Genomic DNA, 17,604 nt, shown 5'->3' with positions numbered 1-17,604 from the left:
CGCGATCCGCCCTAGCGCCCGAGGGCCGCTTCGAGCGGCCCTTTCGGCATGATGACGTCGAAGGCGATGTCGAAGGTGACGAACATGACCGCCGTGAACACGAAGGCGGTGAGCAGCGACTTCCACAGCGCGATCTTGCCGACGAAGCGCATGAAGCCGGAGATCAGGAGGAAGCTCGCGACATAGAGGCCGAGGAATTGGGTCAACAGGCAGAACAGCAGCGTCGGCACGAACACTGCCATCACGCGGCGGGCTTGCGCCCGCGTGACAAAGGTCTCGCGCGCCGCGCGGTGCGCGAGGAGCGCGACGATCAGGCCGTAGAGGCTGCCGCCGCCGAGGATCACGCAGAGATAGAACGGGAAATAGCCGGGCTCGGGCCCTGTCGCATCCCAGGCTGCACCAGTGCGCCAATTGTCGTAGCCGAGCGTGACGGCAAGGGCCAGCAGCATGAGGCAGACGACGATCTCGATCGTGCCGGAGGAAACGACGGAGGGGGAGTCGTCCTCAGGCGCGGTCGGATCCTCGACGACGATTTCAAGATCGGTTTGGGACATTACTGTCACGGACGGAGTGCGTTCAATTTCCCCTCTCGCCGCTTGCGGGCAGAGGGTCGGTGAGGGGAGTCTCCGCGGAGCCAGTGAGAGTTACTCTCGCGGAGAGTCCCCCTCACCCGGATCGCGCCTTCGATGCAAATCCGACCTCTCCCCGCAAGCGGGGCGAGGTGACAAGCAGCTACTTCGCGACGAATCCGGCTTCCGTCATCAGCGCCTTGTTGATGGCATCGTCCTCCTCGAGGAACTGCACCATGTCCTTGCCGGTGAGGAAGATCGGCTTCAGGGCCTGCTTCTCCATATAATCCTTGTACTCGGCAGTCTGTGTCACCTTGTGGAAGAGATCGACATAGAACGCCTGCTGCTCCGGGGTGACCTTTCCGGGCAGGAACATCGCGCGCAGCATCAGGTACTGGACGTCGACGCCCTCCTCCTTGCAGGTCGGGATGTCGGCCCAGGACTGCGTCTCGGTCACCTTGGTGGTGTAGGCGATGCGCTCCTTGTCGAACACGCAGAGCGGACGCACCTGGCCCGCGCGCCAGACTTCGAGATTTTCGGAGGGGTTGTTGACATTGGCTTCGGTGTGGTTGCCGACCAACTGGGTCGCCGCCTCGCCGCCGGACTTGTAAGGCAAATAGGAGAATTTCGCGCCGGTCTTCTGCTCGAGAAAAACGGTCAGCACGTGATCCTCACGCTTGGAGCCGGTGCCGCCCATCTTGAACGGCGAGCTAGCCGCCTTCGCGGCTGCGACGAACTCCTTCACAGTCTTGGGACCTGCGCTGTTGTCCCACAGCACGAATTGGTCGAGCGCGATGACTGAGACCGGGGTCAGCTCGCGCCAGTTGAAGGGGATCTTCGCCGACAGCGGCAGCATGTAGATCAGCGAATAGGCGATCAGCACCTTGTTCGGATCGCCCTCGCTGGACTTCATGTACATCAGCGCTTCCGCGCCCGATGCGCCGCCCTTGAGCGAGACGACCATCGGCTGCTTCATCAGATTGTTCTTCTGGATCGCAGCCTGCATCATCCGCGCCATTTGGTCGGAGGCGCCACCCGCGCCCGCCGCGACCACGATCTCGACTGGCTTAGCCGGTTCCCAGCCGGCGAAGGCCGGCGTGCTCAACAACAGCGCCGTCGCAGCGCCAACGGCCTTTACTGGAATTCGCACGAGTTTCATCCCCTGATGTTTTTTGTTGTAGTGCGGAAAAGTTCTATCCTTGCATTGTGCGGAGTAATACCGACGAGTTCAAGCAGGCGGGCAATTCAGCGCATATGACTTTCGACTGACCAAGCCGAAAGCTCATGAGACTTTACCTGCCCTTCCAGTTCGGCGTACGCTTGTTGAGGAAGGCGTCCATGCCCTCGCGGAAATCCTCGCTCATATAGGCCTTCAGGATAAGGTCCTCGCCCTCTTCGCGCGACAGCGTGCGGCGGATACGGCGCACCGCTTCCTTGGTCGCTTCCAGCGTCAGCGGCGCGTGGCTGGCGACGAGCTTCGCCGTCTCGTCGGCGCGGCGCTGCAACGTCTCGACGTCGGGCACGACCTCGTTGAGCAGGCCGAGCGCGAGGGCTTCCGGCGCCTCGACGAGGCGCGCCTTGAAGATCAAATCCTTGGTGCGGGCGGGACCAACCAGCGCGACGACGCGGCTGATGTTCGACATCGACAGGCAATTGCCGAGCGTGCGCGCGATCGGAAAGCCGATCCGCGTCGTCTCGGTGCCGATGCGGAGATCGCAGCAGGCCGCGATCCCGGCGCCGCCGCCGGTGCAAGCTCCCGCGATCGCAGCGATCACGGGCACGCGGCACTGCTCGAGCGTGCCGAGCACGCGGTCGATGCGGGCCTCGTAGTCGAGCGCGTCCTGCGCGGACTTGAAGGCGCGGAACTGCGAGATATCGGTACCGGAGGCAAACGCCTTGTCGCCCGCGCCGGTCAGGATCAAGGCCTTGATCGAACGATCGGCGTTGATCTTCTGGCAGATCTCCGCCATGCGGTCATACATGGCGAAGGTCATGGCGTTGCGTGCCTGCGGGCGGTTGAAGGTGATCCGCGCGATGCCGTCCTGGACGGAGTAGAGCAGGTCTTCGTTGGCAGTTGGTGCGTTCATCGCGCTCACTTCTTCTTCAGGTTGGATGGATCAAGCCACCTGGGCCTTTGCCATCGGCACCATTTCGCGTCCCTTCAGGACGTCCATGGCCGCCAGGACGCCGCCGCTCCGGTGCGGGATCTTTGCAAGATCGAGGCCCATCTCGACGCCGGCGAGCGTGCCCATCAGCATCAGATCGTTGAAATGGCCGATATGGCCGATGCGGAACACCTTGCCTTTGACCTTGTTCAGGCCGGTGCCGAGCGACATATCGAAGTTCTCCAGCACCACCTTGCGGAAGGCGTCGGCGTCGTGTCCTTCCGGCACGCGAACGCCGGTCAGCGCCGGCGAATGCGCGGCAGGGTCGGCGCACTGTGTCTCAAGGCCCCAGACCTTGACCGCGGCACGCGTCGCCGCGCTGTGACGCTTGTGGCGGCTCCAGACGTTCTCCAGCCCCTCCTCTTCCAGCATCTTGACCGCTTCGCGCAAGCCGTAGAGCAGGTTGGTTGCGGGCGTGTAGGGAAAGGTGCCGAGCTTGTTGAAGCTGATGACCTCCTGCCAGTCCCAGTAGGAGCGCATGCCGGGGTTGGCCTTCGCCACCGCGAGCGCTTTCTCCGAGACGGCGTTGAAGCCGAGCCCCGGCGGCAGCATCAGACCCTTCTGCGAGCCGGCGACGGAGACGTCGATGCCCCAGGCATCGTGCTCGTATTCCATCGAGCCGAGGCCGGAGATGGTGTCGACCATCAGCAGCGCCGGATGTTTTGTGCGGTCGAGAATCTTGCGCACGTCGAGCGGCGGCGTCGCGCAGCCGGTCGACGTCTCGTTGTGCACGACACAGACCGCCTTGATCGCGTGCTGCTTGTCAGCGGCAAGACGCTTCTCGATCTCGGCGAGATCGGCGCCATGACGCCAGTCGCTCGGAATGAAGTCGACGTCGAGCTTGAACTTGTCGGCGATGCCGCGCCACAGCACGGCGAACTGGCCGGTCTCGCACATCAAAACCTTGTCGCCGGGCGCGAACACGTTGACCATCGCCGCTTCCCAGGCGCCGGTGCCGGACGAGGGGAAGATGATCACGGGTTGCTGGGTGCGAAACACCCGCTGCATCGAGGCGAGGACCGCAAAACCGAGCTCGGCGAACTCCGGACCGCGATGGTCCAGGGTCGGCATGTCCATCGCGCGCAGCACCCGGTCGGGCACATTGGTCGGTCCTGGAATCTGTAAGAAATGCCTTCCAGTATGCACGGTCATCGGCGTCCTTCCCGGTCTAGCCTTGGTTGGTGGGCGCCGAATAGCACCATTTGACCGGCTTGTCCCCTCCTCCAAGAGGGTCCGTCCGTGCATAACGGGCCGACCTGCCCTCGGATACCATCCTCTTTCACCGCGACCACTTTACGTGCCGACGACCTTCAGATGCGGCGATGCATTGCCCTGCGGGCGCTGCTCCAAGAGCTTCATCGCGACTTCGACGCCGCCGGCGCGATGCGGCACGCCCGCAACCGACAAGCCCATCTCGACGCCGGTGAGCGCGCCGAGCAGCGTCAGGGCGTTGCATTCGCCGAGATGGCCGATGCGGAAAACCTTTCCGGCGACCTTCGACAGGCCGGAGCCCAGCGACATGTTGTAATTGTCGAGCACCACTTTCCGGAACTGGTCGGCATCATGTCCCGGCGGCATCAGCACGGCCGTGAGCACCGGCGAGTACTCGGCCGGCTCCTGGCAGAGGATCTCAAGGCCCCAGTGCTTGACGGCAGCGCGCGTCGCAGCAGCCAGCCGCTGGTGGCGAGCGAACACGTTGTCGAGACCCTCTTCGAGAAGCATCGCGATCGCCTCGCGCAGGCCGTAGAGCAGATTGGTCGCCGGCGTGTAGGGGAAGAAGCCTTTCGCGTTGGGCTTGAGCATCTCCTCCCAGTCGAAATAGGAGCGCGGCATCCTGTTGGTCTTTGACGCAGCACGGGCCTTTTCCGAGATCGCGTTGAAGCCGAGACCGGGCGGCAGCATAAATCCCTTCTGCGAGCAGCTGACGCTGACATCGACCTTCCACTCGTCGTGGCGGTAGTCGACCGAGCCGAGCGAGGAGATGGTGTCGACCATCAGAAGCGCCGGATGCGAGGCGCGATCGATCGCGGCGCGGATCTCGGCGATGCGGCTGGTCGCACCGGTCGATGTCTCGTTGTGCACGACCATGACGGCCTTGATCGCATGCGCGGTGTCATCGGTGAGCCTGGCCTCGATCACGGCGGGATCGGCGCCGCGGCGCCAGTCGCCCGGAACGAAATCGACGTCGATGCCGAAGCGCCGGGCCATCTGCCGCCACAGCGTGGCGAAATGGCCGGTCTCGACCATCAGCACCTTGTCGCCCGGCGACAGCGTGTTGACGATCGCGGCCTCCCAGGCGCCGGTCCCCGACGAGGGGAAGATCACGACGGGAGCTTTGGTCTGGAAAATCTTCTGACTGCCTTCAAGCACGCCCTGGCCGAGCTCGGCGAATTCAGCGCTGCGGTGGTCGATGACGGGCATGTCCATCGCGCGCAGCACGCGCTCGGGGACCGGGCTCGGGCCTGGAATCTGGAGGAAATGGCGTCCCTGATGCATGGAAACCTCCCGGTCGGCGGGCTCTCGACGGCCCCCGTCGGCTACTTTGCATTCATTCTTTGTCCTTTCAATCGAATTTTGGTATTCGATTGTGACCGTCGACGCGACGGAACAGGCAAACTACTGTGCTGCAAATGAAATCCACGATTCCCGACACCGGGGTTCCGATTACCCCGCCCAGCCTAAATGGCGGCGATCGCCAGGAGGCCTCGCTTCATGGCGAGATCCTGCTGCGGCTGCGCGATTACGTGGTCGAGGGCAACATTCCGGAAGGCGGTCGCGTTCCCGAGCGGCAGCTTTGCGAGATGCTCGGAATCTCCCGCACGCCCCTGCGCGAAGCCTTGAAAGTGCTCGCTGCCGAGGGGCTGATCGAACTTTTGCCCAACCGCGGCGCGCGGGTGCGCCAGCTCAGCCAGCGCGACCTCGAGGAGTTGTTCGACGTGATGGCGGGACTGGAGAGCCTCGCCGGGCGCCTCGCCTGCGAAGCCATTACCGACGCGGAGATCACCGCGATCGAGCAGCTGCATTACGAGATGTACGGAAGCTATCTGCATCGCGACATGCACGGCTATTTCCAGGCTAACCAGCGCATCCATGAGAGCATCGTCGCGGCCGCGCGCAACGAGACGCTGAAGGCGGCTTACGCCAACTTCGCCGGCCGGATCCGGCGCGTCCGCTACTCCGCCAATTTCGCCCGCAAGCGGCAGCGCTGGGCGGAGGCCATGCGCGAGCACGAGGCCATTCTCGATGCGCTGCGCCGCCGCGCCGCGAGCGAGCTCAGCGACATCCTGTTCCAGCACCTGCGCAACAAGCGGGCGGCCGCGATCGAGCACCTGACCGAGCCCCGAGAGGACGCGCCGGTCTCGTCCTGAAGACGGCCGGGTTGCTCATTTTGAATTCACAATATAATCGAACACGAAACATAATGAAGAACTCAGCAAGGCTGGGCCACCTCGCTGGATCGGTCCGGGATCAGGGATGACAAACGTTTCCTCGCTCGAACGGCGCCTGCGCGCGGAAATGACCGGCGACGTCCTGTTCGACGGTTTCAGCCGCGGCCGCTACGCGACCGATGCTTCGTTCTATCAGATCATGCCCGCCGGCGTAGTCGTGCCCAAGACCATGGACGAGGCCTTGCTGTCGCTGGCCATTGCCCGGGACGAGGGACACAAAGTCACCCCGCGCGGCGGCGGCACCTCGCAATGCGGCCAGACCGTCAATGGCGGGCTCGTGGTCGACCTCTCCAAGCATCTGAACCGGATCCTGTCGCTCGACGTCGAGGGCCGCACCTGCGTGGTCGAACCCGGCATCGTGCTGGACGATCTCAACCGCCAGCTTAGAAAGCACGGCCTGTGGTTTCCGGTGGACGTCTCCACAGCCTCGCGCGCCACCATCGGCGGCATGGCCGGCAACAATTCGTGCGGCGGCCGAAGCTTGCGCTACGGCACCATGCGCGACAACACGCTGTCGATGGAGGCCGCCCTTGCCGACGGCACGCTGAGCCGTTTCGGCGAGGTCTCGCGCGATCTCTCCGATGTCGAGGCCGGCGACAGCACACGGGCCCTGTTCCGCGACATGCTCGATCTCGGCGCCCGCGAGGCCGAGGAGATCGCCGCGCGCTTTCCCAAGGTGCAGCGCCGCGTCGGCGGCTACAATCTCGATGCGCTGGTGCCGCGCAATGCACCCAACAACATGGCGCATCTCCTGGTTGGCTCCGAGGGCACGCTGGCCTTCACCACCAAGGTTGAGCTGAAGCTGTGGCCTGTGATCCGCAACAAGGCGCTCGGCGTCTGCCATTTCGGCAGTTTCTACGAAGCGATGGATGCGGCCCAGCATCTGGTCAAGCTCAAGCCGATCGCAGTCGAGCTGGTCGATCGCACCATGATCGCGCTCGGCCGCGACATCGCGATGTTCAAGCCGATCATCTCCGCCGCGATCAAGGGCGATCCAGACGCCGTGCTGGTGGTCGAATTCGCCGAGGAAGACCAGGCGGACAATCTGGCGCGCCTCAAGCAGCTCGGCGAGCTGATGGGCGATCTCGGCTTCGGCTGGAACAACGACAAGCGCAAATGGGGCGGAGTGGTCGAGATCACGGAGCCGGCGCTCCAGAGCGGCATCGCCGATTTCCGCGCCGCCGGCCTCAACGTCATGATGTCGATGAAGCAGGAGGACAAGCCGGTCTCCTTCGTCGAGGACTGCGCCGTGCCGCTGCCACACCTCGCCGACTACACCGCACGGCTGAACGAGGTGTTTGCCAAGCATGGCACCAGCGGCACCATGTATGCGCATGCATCCGAAGGCTGCCTGCATGTGCGGCCCGTGCTGAATCTCAAGTTGGAGAAGGACGTCAAGGCGATGCGCGCCATCGCCGAAGAGGCGTTTGCGCTGGTGCGCGAATACAAGGGCTCGCATTCCGGCGAGCATGGCGACGGCCTAGTGCGCTCCGAATTCCACGAAACCATGTTCGGTGAGCGCCTCGTCGCCGACTTCAAGGAAGTGAAGCAGCGCTTCGATCCCGACGGCGTGCTCAATCCCGGCAAGATCGTCGATGCGCCCAGGATGGACGACCGCTGGCTGTTCCGCTACCCGCCCGACTATCGGATCGGCGAGCTGAAGACCAGGCTCGACTGGTCCGCCTATCCCGGCGCCGGCGGTGGTTTCCAGGGCGCGGTCGAGATGTGCAACAACAACGGCGCCTGCCGCAAGCTCGAGGGCGGCGTGATGTGCCCGTCCTACCGCACGACACGCAACGAGAAGGACGTCACGCGGGGCCGCGCCAATACGTTGCGGCTCGCGATCTCCGGCCAGCTCGGCCCCAATGCGCTCTCCTCCGACGAGATGATGGAAACGCTAAAACTCTGCGTCTCCTGCAAGGCCTGCCGCCACGAATGCCCGACCGGCGTCGACATGGCCAAGATGAAAATCGAAGTGCTGGCCGCGCGCGCGGAGTCCCATGGCCTCACGTTGCGCGACCGCTTGGTCGGCTACCTCCCGCGCTATGCCGGCCTTGCATCCCGTTTCGCGCTGCTAGCGAATTTGCGCAACAGCAGCCCGCTCTTGCGAAAACTGTTCGAGCGCTTTGCCGGCGTCAGCGCGCGCCGTGCCCTGCCCGCCTTCCGCAACGATGTGTTCGTGCCGCCGGCTGACAACGTGGGACCGGAGAGCGGCCGCGAAGTGGTTCTGCTCGCCGATACGTTCAACCGCATCTATGAGCGCGAAAATCTCGAAGCTGCCCTGCGCGTGTTTGCGGCCGGAGGCTATCGCGTGCATCTGCCGAAGCCGTCGAACGGCAGCCGTCCGCTATGCTGCGGCCGCACGTTCCTGTCAGCCGGTCTCGTCGACGAGGCCAAGGCCGAACTCGATCGTCTGGTGGCGACCTTCGCGCCCTTCGCCGCGCGCGGCGTGCCGATCATAGGTCTAGAGCCGAGCTGCCTCTTGACGCTCCGTGATGAGCTCGCCTCGTTACGCAAGGGCAACGACGCCAAGGCGGTCGGTGCCCACGCGCTGACCTTCGAGGAATTTCTGGTGCGCGAGGCCGAGGCCGGACGGCTGCAACTGCCGCTCGGTAACCTGGCCGACAAAGCCATTGTGCACGGCCATTGCCACCAAAAATCTTTCGGCGCCTTCAAGCCGGTCGAGCAGGTGCTGCGCCTCGTCCCCGGCCTTGCGGTCGAGATCATCGAATCGAGCTGCTGCGGCATGGCCGGCGCGTTCGGCTACGGTGCCGACACTTACGATGCCTCGATCGAGATGGCCGAGCTGTCACTGCTGCCGGCCGTGCGGCGCGCGGACCAAACTACACTGGTCGTCGCGGACGGCACCTCCTGCCGGCACCAGATCCACGACGGTGCGGGGCGCGAGGCCCTTCACGTCGCGCGGGTGCTGGCCATGAGCCTCGATCGCGCCGGACCCAATTCCAGTTCTCCAGCTACAAAGGAAACCAGCCATGGCTGAGCTCACCCTCGACACCGCCCGCAAAATTCTCGACGCCGCATTCGCGAAGGCCGGCGAGCTCAAGCTGAAGCCGCTGGTCGTCACCATCCTGGACGCGCGCGGCGTGCTCAAGCTCGCCGCCGCGCAAGACGGCACCAGCCTGATGCGCGGCGAGATCGCGCACGGCAAGGCCTATGGTGCGCTCGCGATGGGGATGGGTTCGCGCGCCTTATTCCAACGCGCGCAGGAGCAGGCCTTTTTTATCGACGCGGTGAACACGATCGCCAAGGGCGCATTGGTGCCGGTCCCCGGCGGCGTGCTGATCATGGATGGCACGACGCTTTTCGGCGCCGTCGGTGTCTCCGGCGACACCTCCGACAATGACGAGGCCTGCGCGGTCGCGGGCATCCAGGCGGCGGGGTTGAAGGCGAATGCAGGCTAGGACTCACCGGCCGAATGACAAAAGAAGACAGCTAATCCGGATGCTGGTCGCTGATCCCTATCGATGCGATCCGAGAGACCGGCTGTGACGTTCTCGACGAGACGGTGGGGCTTGAGCATGGCTGTTCGCCGTCGCGCCTACAAGGCAGCTTCGACTGATCATGCTCAATGCCTGCCGCCACGACCTTTCGCCAAGACCATGAAACGGGCTATCGCCTCGCGCGATCGGACTGGAACGCGTTCTCGCAGCTGGCTCTATCAACTTTCAACAAGTCCGCTGGCACGAAGTTCGACGCTAAAGTTTCAGCTCGCGACCGTCGGTGCGTTGGACGCGAAGGCCTGATCAGGCCGCGCTTGCCCGCTTGCCTCGTGGTCATGGTTTCAAGGCAGACGCAGATGCCAAGGTGAAGATCGCATGTCGCTGGACATTGAAAAAAATGGGCGGAGCGAGCGGATTTAAACCTCCGCCCCCTGCGTCCCGAACGCAGTGAACATCTTCTAAGTTGTTGATTTTTGTAAGCTGGCGGGCAACTCCGTCCTGTTTCGTTCACGGTCGTTTCTTCCAATTCGTTGCGATTTCGTTGCGGCGTTCTCCTGCCGCGGCGCCATGGACAAGAACGACCCTATTATCCCTTGCATAGGTTCCCAGCCGCACAACCCCGACGTTCGCTTCGGAAATTTTGAAGGGCCTGAAATTTTTTTCGTCATGGATTTCGCCCTGCGCGGCCAAAATTGGCTCTGACGTATTTTTGGTGCAGCTCCGATTATTCTGCGCCGATTAGTCTAGCTTGAAGCAAATCGATTTTCCCGCGACCGTACATTTGACGTTTGACGAGCTTGAGGCGCGTGATCTGACCTTCAGTCTGTCCGTTGGACCAGAGCGAAGTGATTGCGGCCCTAACCGCCGCTTCATCTTTCGCAACGCCGCTGGCGAACGAGGCGACGAGACTGGCGCGGGCGCGCTCGATCCATGGGATGAGCCCCTCCTCAGTTTTGCGCCGGATCATCAAGTGGAATTCAGCGATGATCTCGCGCGCCTCGACCAGGGCTGGTACGCCAGCTTCGATCGCCGCGACCGTGACGGTCTCCGCTTTCGTGAGTATATCCCGCCCGACTGTCATGAGGCGTGCGATCGTTCTGGCTGACGGAATCCGCTGCAGGTTTTCTACGTCGGCCTTTTCAGCCCGTCGTCTACGGGTCGCCCACTCGCTGATGACGCGGAGCGAGCCTCGGGAACCACGGGCCGCCAGGCGGCGCCAAAGTTCAGCGCCGTTTCGACAGCCGGCCGCCCACTGATCGTCGAGCCATGGCAGATGCTGATCGAGTGAGCTCTGCCGGGTCCGGAAGACATCATGGCGTTCGCCGCGGATGACCTGCCGCACCAGCTTCCTACTATGGCCAGTCCGGCGCACGATCTGCTTTATCGGTATGCCGTTCTTCGACAGAGCCAGGATGGCCGCATTGGTCTCCTCGCGGCGCAGATAGCCATCATATTGGAGGCGCTCGGCGGCTGTGAGCAGCTTGGGATCGATCGTGGTCGCGCCAATCACGGTGCGTATCGGTTGCATCGATTTGCGGACGGCGTCGAGAAAGGCTCGACTGGCGTTCTCCATCAGATGCCAACGATCTGCCACCTGCACCGCGTGCGGCAAGGCCTTTGCTGCGGCTTCGCCATATCCTCCACCACGGTCACGGGCGACGATCGCGATCGTGGGATGAGCAGCGAGCCACGCTTGGGCGGTTGCGGGCTCCCGATCCGGCAGCAGCGTGACAATCCGACGCTTTTCCAGGTTGCAGATGATGCTGGCGTATCGGTGATTGCGCCGCCAGGCCCAATCATCAATGCCAATAACCCTGAGCGGGTCGGCCGGCGGACGGCTACGGCGTCGGACCACGCGCAGGAGCGTGTCTTTGCTCACCGGCAGCATCAGCCGTTTTGCGAAGCCTGCCGCCGGTCGACCACCAAGCGCCAGACCAAGGTGATGGACAATAGAGTCCAACCTCGCCGTGCGTCGCGCTGATGGAGCCAGTATCCCCTCGGCGAAGCGCTCAGTGAAGATTTGGCGCCCGCACAGGACGGCATCGCAGCGGAAGCGGCGGGCGATTACCAGGAGCTGGACGATCCGCCCCGCGAGTGGAAGATCGGTCACGCGGCGTCGATAGCGGCTATGAACACGTCGCGAAACCGTTCCGCACGATGGGCACAGACCAACGCTTCCGGACGCCCGGACCACAACAATGGCCTTATCACCCTCGTAGTACGCACTCTCTACAACAAACCCACGCGGCACCAGACTGGAGCGGTGGAGTGCTTGCTGCATCGCGCTGATTCTCCCCAATCAAAGCGCCAGACATCCCCCAAACTGCATCAAAAGTGAGTCAGAGCCGAAGGGGTGACCCCCGGCCGCCACAGCCGAACTCATTGAACCAACACGAAGTGTTCACTGCAAATGGGGCAATGTTGCAAAGTTCGGCGCTTATTTACAGATGACTGCGGAATCCACTTCTGAGCGAGGTTTGTTGTGACTTCCGGCTGCGGTTGCACTCCCGAATGATCCAAACGAATCCCGCTAATTATATTTGCGGATGTTCGCTCAGCTTGAAGAAATCCACAAACGCCCTTAGCGCAGGCCGCACCTGGCGGCGGCTCGGATAGTACACAAAGAAGCCATCGAAGGACGGACACCAATCCTCCAGCACCCGGACCAGCCGGCCGTCGGCAAGGTGCGCGCGGACATAGTCCTCAAACACGAAAGCGAGTCCGGCGCCATCAATGGCGGCTTGCACAATCAGTTGGTCCTCATCGAGGATCAGCGGCCCTTGCGCAACGATATCGATCTCCTCCCCGTCCTTGGCGAACTCCCAGCGATAGAGGATGCCGCTGGCGAACCGGAAGCGCAGGCAGCGATGGGCGGCAAGATCGTGGGGGTGGCGCGGCGTCGGTGCGGATTTGAAGTAGGACGGCGCACCAACCACCGCGCCGCGGATGTCCGGTCCGATCCGCACCGCGATCATGTCGCGCTGGAGGCTCTCGCCGAGCCGAACGCCGGCATCGAAACCGGCTTCGACCACGTCAGTGAAGCGATCCTCGATGACGATCTCCAGCACGATGTCGGGATGGGATGCGGCAAAGGCGGACTCTACTACCAGCATCGCGTCGACCCCACCGTGCCTATCGAGGATACCGTCGGCGCCATGGCCGAACTGGTGCGCGAAGGCAAGGTGCGGGCGCTCGGCCTCTCGGAGCCAAGTGCGGCAACCATCCGCCGCGCCCACGCGGTGCACCCGATCGCCGCGGTACAGAGTGAATACTCGCTGTGGAGCCGCGAGCCGGAAGAAGACGTGTTCGCCTTCTGCCGCGAGCTCGGCATCGGCTTCGTTCCCTACAGCCCGCTCGGCCGCGGCCTGCTGACCGGCGCGATCAGCAAGCCCGACGTCCTCGGTCCCGACGACTGGCGCCACACTCTACCCCGCTTCCAGGCCGACGCCATGGCGGCCAACAATGCGCTCCTCACGATGCTGCACGAGATGGCGGCCGAGAAGGGTGTAACAGCGGCACAACTGTCGCTGGCTTGGGTCCTGCACCAGGGCGACTTAATCGTGCCGATCCCCGGCGCGCGGAAAATCCCCCATCTCGAGGAGAATACAGCAGCCGCCGGCATCAAACTGAGCGCGGCCGAGCTCTCCGCCATTGGAGACGCACTCTCACCCGACAAGGTGATGGGCAATCGTTACACTGACGAAGCATTGGCGCTAGTGAATGGGTGATCGCAAAGAGCCTTGCTACTAGCATCCCAATATGCGACGTCGCCGTCGAGCTGTTGGACGAGAATTGTCGAACTCGCAGATTGGTCACATTGACTTCGCTGCGGTTCAACCCATCCGAGGAGAGGCATTCGCCTTTTGGGAGGAGTGATTCTTTGATCGAGTCGTTGCACCGATCCAGCCGCGTTTCGCCCTGCATGGCGGGTATCCATTAAGCCTCGGCTGAGATCCCGTTGATCTCAGCCATCGCGCGGCTTCACGGTATGAAGCTGATTTAGGCCCCAGGGAAGATTCGTGGCATCGGGCGTGGGCACTATCACGTGTGTGCAGCTGCTACCTTTCGGCGATCGTGTCATGTTTCATAGTCGGGTGGCGAGCACCGGCGGTGTACCAGGCAATGTGGCTGGACAGAATATGCCGCAACCATCTCGATCTGGCGCGGAAGTGGGCCTGCGCTCAGGAGCGCGCGGCTTGCCCCGCAGCTTGCCAGCAATCCCAATCAGGCGTCGGACTGAACCACTCAATCAAGAAGTCGATGAAGCTTCGAACCTTGAGTGGCGGGTTGCGACCTGGCGAACGCACAGCAAATATGGCTGCAGGCTTGACCTCATACCCCTGCAGCAACGGCACGAGCCGCCCGGACTTGATGTCCTCGCCGACGATAAATGTTGGCGCGAGCGTAATTCCCAGGCCCTCGACTGCCGCGCTTCGCAGGAGATCACCATTCGTGGCGCGAAGGCGACCGCTAATCGAAACGGTTGAATGCTGCCCTTCGGGTCCAGCAAAGAGCCAACGGCCCGCCGGAGTCCGCAATGAATATTCGAGGCAATGGTGATCGGCCAATTCCGAGGGGCGCGAGGGCTCTCCGCATCGTTCGAGATAGCTCGGCGCCGCGCAGACGGCGAACCTGCTTGGGGCGATCTGTCGGGCAATAAGGTTCGAGTCCGTGAGCTCTCCGATCCGGATCGCTAGATCGAATCCCTCTTCGATCAGATCGACGACGCGGTCATTGAGAACCATGTCGATCTGCACCTCAGGGAAGCGTGCGAGATAGGCGGCGACGACTGGTCCGAGGTACCGGATGGCGAAGGTCGTCGGCGCTGTAAGGCGCAATAGACCTCGGGGCGCCCCCTGTAGGGCGGCGGCAGCTGCTTCCGCTTCGCTCACTTGAGACAGGATGGTCTCGCACCGGTCACGAAAGGCCTCTCCGGCCTCAGTCAGCGTCAATTGCCGGGTCGTACGATTCAGCAGACGAGTTCCGAGCCAGTCTTCTAGCGAGCGGATCTGGTTGCTTATGGCCGCTGGCGAGAGCCCAAGCTCCCTCCCGGCCGCCGAGAGGCTGCCCCTCTCAATAACCCGCAGAAAGACATTCATGCTGCTCAGTCGATCCATCGCCAACCTTTAAGTGAACCTAAAAGATGCTTTCAGACTCCACCGTATTACACACGATAGTTTCCGTCTCCATCTCCGAGACCGCTCATCGCAACCGAGGAGTTGGATCATGGAACTTACGGACAAGGTCGCTTTGGTCACTGGGGGATCGCGAGGCATCGGTGCGGCGACCGCCAAGAAGCTTGCCACGCATGGAGCTCGCGTCGCAGTCACCTATCAAGAGAATCGTTCGAGCGCAGAAGCGACAGTGGAAGCGATCCGGCGCTCGGGCGGCACGGCAACGGCGTTGCAGACTTCGGCCGAGAACCGCGCTTCTGTGGATACCATGATGGATCGCGTGGTATCCGCGTTCGGCCGCATCGACATCCTAGTCAACAATGCAGGGATCTTCACGGCGAAGCCTCTCAGCGAGGTGGGTTTTGACCTGTACACTCGGCAGTTCAATGCGAATGTCTGGGGCATGATCCAGATTACCCAGGCAGCGCTCCCGCATTTCCCGGCAAGCGGCGGTCGCATCATCAACATCGCTTCGGCCCGCATGTACGCTCCGCGGGACGGGACGGGGCTCTATGCTGCAAGCAAGGCAGCGGTCTCTGTCCTGACCCACGCACTCGCTATTGAGCTTGGCCCCCGAAGCATCACCGTCAATGCCGTCGCGCCGGCCGTCACGGAAACCGACATGACGGCGAAGATGCCGCCGGAGAAGAAGGCTTCGTTTGCGAAGGCGACACCGCTCGGTCGGATCGGCCTGCCTGAGGATATCGCGGATGTCATCGCGTTTCTGGCCTCGGATGAAGCGCGCTGGGTGAATGGACGAACCATTCGCGCGGACGGCGGCCTTAGCTGACGCATGAGCGAAAGGACCAGAGATGCCTGCTGCAGTTTACATCCTCGGCTTGAGCATTTTTTGTCTTGGCACGACCGAGTTCATGATCTCGGGGCTCCTGCCGCACCTGGCCCGCGAATTTGACGTGTCGATCGCTTCGGCGGGTCTACTGATTTCTGCATTCGCTCTCGCCGTTGCAATTGGCGCACCGCCTCTGAGTATCCTGGGGTTACGGCTGCGACGCAAGATCGCGCTCTTGGTGCTCCTTGCCGTCTTCACGGCTGGCCAAATCCTCGCTGCCAGCGCGCAGACCTACGGCTGGCTCATGAGCGCCCGCATTCTGACGGCCCTCGCCTTCGGTCCTTTCTTCGCGATTGGCGCGGTTGAGGCAGTCGATTTGGTGAACGAGGATCGGCGGGCTCGCGCCATCGCGGTGATGTTCGGCGGATTGACCATCGCCAATATCGCAGGTGTACCCGCAGGGGCATTCATTGGTGAGCAATGGGGATGGCGCGGAGCTTTCTGGGTAGTCGCGGTGCTTTCGGCGGTCGCGCTGGCCGGCGTCGCCTGGAAAGTCCCATCCAGGGCGTCGGCACTGGCGGGCTGGTCGGACCTGCGCTCGGAGTTCAAACCATTCAGCAAACTGGCCTTGTGGACTGCCATCTTGACCACCGCCCTCAGTCAGGCCGCTCTGTTCGCCGTCTTCAGCTACATCTCCCCATTGCTGACGGAGGTCGCACATCTTCCGTCTGGGGCCGTGCCTCCATTGCTGGTCGTTTTTGGCGTGGGCACCTGTATCGGCAGCTTCATCGGCGGGCGTTTGGCCGATCGCTTTCTCGAGCTCAATCTTATGCTCGGATTGGTCCTGCTTGGCGCAATGACCGGAGTACTGGCGGTGGCGACGCGAAATCCGGTGGCGATGACGATGGCGATATTTGCCTACGGAATCTCCGCATTTGCCATTAATCCAGCGCTCCAGGCGCAAGTCATGCGCGAAGCAAAGGCGGCGCCCACGCTTTCGAGCGCCGCAAATATATCGGCTTTCAACGTTGGCAATACCCTAGGGCCCTTATTGGGCGGCGCCTTAATTGCAGGTCATGGCTATATTGCGCCGATCTTCGTCGGCGTGGCGCTTGCAACAGCCGCTCTTCTCGCAAGCGTATTGACGTGGCGCATGAAGGTGAGCCAGCAGTGGTTCGCATAGCAATAGTATGATCCAGACTGTTCAGAGATCTTCGGTCGGACTGGCACCTTCAGCGTGCGATTGAGGTTCTCCGTAGCGCGAGTCATTTTTCACTTGGCGATATGGACCACGACATCTATGCGAGCAGGTCGGAAGTATCCTCTGGAGGCTGACATGATTCCCATCATCACCGCTTTTGAAAGCGCGCCAGACCGCGGCCGCGGGCTGGCGCGGGATATGGCGGTTCGCTGGGCTCTTGAGGAAGTGCGTCAGCCCTACAAAGTTCGGCTGGTATCGTTCAAGGCTATCAAGGAACCGGCCCATCTCGCCATTCACCCGTTCGGGCAAATCCCCACCTACGAGGAAAGCGGCCTTGCGCTGTTCGAATCCGGCGCGATCGTACTCCACATCGCCGAGAGGCATCCGGGTCTGCTTACTGGCGACGCGAACACCCGCGCGCGCGCCAAAGCGTGGATGTTCGCCGCGCTGACGACGGTCCAGGCACCCATTGTCGAGCGGGAGGCGTTCATCCTTACGGAGAAAGATAAGTCCTGGTATTCAGAACGCCTGCCCCTGCTCGACGAGCGCGTCCGTGTCCGGTTGGGACAACTTTCTGATTGGCTGCGCGATTACGACTGGCTGGACGGCGATTTCAGCGCTGGCGATTTGTTGATGGTCAACGTGCTGCGGAGACCAGCCGGTGCAAACTTCCTCGATCAGTATCCCAACCTCGCCTGTCAATCGGCGTTCGACTGGGACCCCCTATCGGCATCCAAAAGGGACCCCTTTGATCGGCGTGCTCTGCTGGGAGCGCTCGGGTCGTCGGAGCTGGTC

At 62.7% G+C, this 17,604-nt stretch carries 13 protein-coding genes and 2 pseudogenes; 7 read left to right on the top strand and 8 right to left on the bottom strand.

From position 1 onward, the window contains the following. Positions 1 to 11 precede the first annotated feature (11 nt). The 5 genes from IVA87_RS16845 to IVA87_RS16825 form a co-directional block, all read right to left on the bottom strand. Positions 12 to 554, bottom strand: a complete 543-nt coding sequence (locus IVA87_RS16845) for a tripartite tricarboxylate transporter TctB family protein (RefSeq protein ID WP_247334286.1) — start codon at positions 552 to 554, stop codon at positions 12 to 14. Positions 555 to 732: 178 nt separating this feature from the next. Further along, positions 733 to 1,728 carry a tripartite tricarboxylate transporter substrate-binding protein gene (locus IVA87_RS16840; protein WP_247334284.1) on the bottom strand — a complete coding sequence of 332 codons (996 nt, stop codon included), beginning with the start codon at positions 1,726 to 1,728 and terminating at the stop codon, positions 733 to 735. Positions 1,729 to 1,861: 133 nt separating this feature from the next. Beyond that, entirely contained in the window at positions 1,862 to 2,656 is a 795-nt protein-coding gene (locus IVA87_RS16835) for an enoyl-CoA hydratase/isomerase family protein (RefSeq protein ID WP_247334282.1), read from the bottom strand. A 30-nt stretch (positions 2,657 to 2,686) separates the two neighbouring features. Next, positions 2,687 to 3,886 (bottom strand): aminotransferase class V-fold PLP-dependent enzyme, encoded by a 1,200-nt coding sequence (locus IVA87_RS16830; protein ID WP_247334281.1) that lies wholly within the window; start codon positions 3,884 to 3,886, stop codon positions 2,687 to 2,689. Between the two features lie 141 nt (positions 3,887 to 4,027). Next, on the bottom strand, positions 4,028 to 5,230 hold the full coding sequence (locus IVA87_RS16825) for an alanine--glyoxylate aminotransferase family protein (protein WP_247334280.1): 1,203 nt from the start codon (positions 5,228 to 5,230) through the stop codon (positions 4,028 to 4,030). Between the two features lie 134 nt (positions 5,231 to 5,364). On the opposite strand from IVA87_RS16825, the gene IVA87_RS16820 reads away from it, so the two are divergent. The 3 genes from IVA87_RS16820 to IVA87_RS16810 all read left to right on the top strand — a co-directional run bounded on the left by IVA87_RS16820 (position 5,365) and on the right by IVA87_RS16810 (position 9,605). Continuing rightward, positions 5,365 to 6,102 carry a GntR family transcriptional regulator gene (locus IVA87_RS16820; protein WP_247334279.1) on the top strand — a complete coding sequence of 246 codons (738 nt, stop codon included), beginning with the start codon at positions 5,365 to 5,367 and terminating at the stop codon, positions 6,100 to 6,102. Positions 6,103 to 6,208: 106 nt separating this feature from the next. Then, the gene (locus IVA87_RS16815; RefSeq protein WP_247334278.1) at positions 6,209 to 9,184 is read left to right on the top strand and encodes an FAD-binding and (Fe-S)-binding domain-containing protein; all 2,976 of its coding nucleotides are present in this window, start codon (positions 6,209 to 6,211) and stop codon (positions 9,182 to 9,184) included. Then, positions 9,177 to 9,605, top strand: coding sequence for a heme-binding protein (locus IVA87_RS16810; protein ID WP_247334277.1), 429 nt, complete (start codon positions 9,177 to 9,179; stop codon positions 9,603 to 9,605). The genes IVA87_RS16815 and IVA87_RS16810 overlap by 8 nt, the downstream gene beginning before the upstream one ends. Before the next feature lie 763 nt (positions 9,606 to 10,368). On the opposite strand, the gene IVA87_RS16800 is transcribed toward IVA87_RS16810, so the two are convergent. Both IVA87_RS16800 and IVA87_RS16795 read right to left on the bottom strand, forming a co-directional pair. Then, positions 10,369 to 11,925 carry an ISL3 family transposase gene (locus IVA87_RS16800; RefSeq protein ID WP_247334276.1) on the bottom strand — a complete coding sequence of 519 codons (1,557 nt, stop codon included), beginning with the start codon at positions 11,923 to 11,925 and terminating at the stop codon, positions 10,369 to 10,371. A gap of 253 nt (positions 11,926 to 12,178) precedes the next feature. Next, positions 12,179 to 12,739, bottom strand: a pseudogene (locus IVA87_RS16795) (LysR substrate-binding domain-containing protein); the annotation flags it as partial. On the opposite strand from IVA87_RS16795, the pseudogene IVA87_RS16790 reads away from it, so the two are divergent. After that, positions 12,650 to 13,372: pseudogene (locus IVA87_RS16790) on the top strand (aldo/keto reductase); the annotation flags it as partial. The pseudogenes IVA87_RS16795 and IVA87_RS16790 sit on opposite strands and share 90 nt — an antisense overlap. A 453-nt stretch (positions 13,373 to 13,825) precedes the next feature. On the opposite strand, the gene IVA87_RS16785 reads toward IVA87_RS16790, so the two are convergent. Then, positions 13,826 to 14,743 (bottom strand): LysR family transcriptional regulator, encoded by a 918-nt coding sequence (locus IVA87_RS16785; protein WP_247334275.1) that lies wholly within the window; start codon positions 14,741 to 14,743, stop codon positions 13,826 to 13,828. A 127-nt stretch (positions 14,744 to 14,870) separates the two neighbouring features. Here IVA87_RS16785 and IVA87_RS16780 point away from each other — a divergent pair, with 127 nt between their 5' ends. The 3 genes from IVA87_RS16780 to IVA87_RS16770 form a co-directional block, all read left to right on the top strand. Beyond that, complete coding sequence (locus tag IVA87_RS16780) at positions 14,871 to 15,608, top strand: glucose 1-dehydrogenase (protein ID WP_247334512.1); 738 nt, start codon at positions 14,871 to 14,873, stop codon at positions 15,606 to 15,608. Between the two features lie 22 nt (positions 15,609 to 15,630). Continuing rightward, the gene (locus IVA87_RS16775) at positions 15,631 to 16,791 is read left to right on the top strand and encodes a Cmx/CmrA family chloramphenicol efflux MFS transporter (protein ID WP_247334274.1); all 1,161 of its coding nucleotides are present in this window, start codon (positions 15,631 to 15,633) and stop codon (positions 16,789 to 16,791) included. A gap of 153 nt (positions 16,792 to 16,944) precedes the next feature. Then, on the top strand, positions 16,945 to 17,604 hold a 660-nt coding region (locus tag IVA87_RS16770), incomplete at its 3' end, for a glutathione S-transferase family protein (RefSeq protein ID WP_247334272.1).

The sequence above is a fragment of the Bradyrhizobium sp. 147 genome (genome assembly GCF_023073935.1).
Classification (GTDB): domain Bacteria; phylum Pseudomonadota; class Alphaproteobacteria; order Rhizobiales; family Xanthobacteraceae; genus Bradyrhizobium.
The sequence above is the reverse complement of the archived record's forward strand: the minus strand, read 5'-3'. Positions and strand labels throughout refer to the sequence as shown.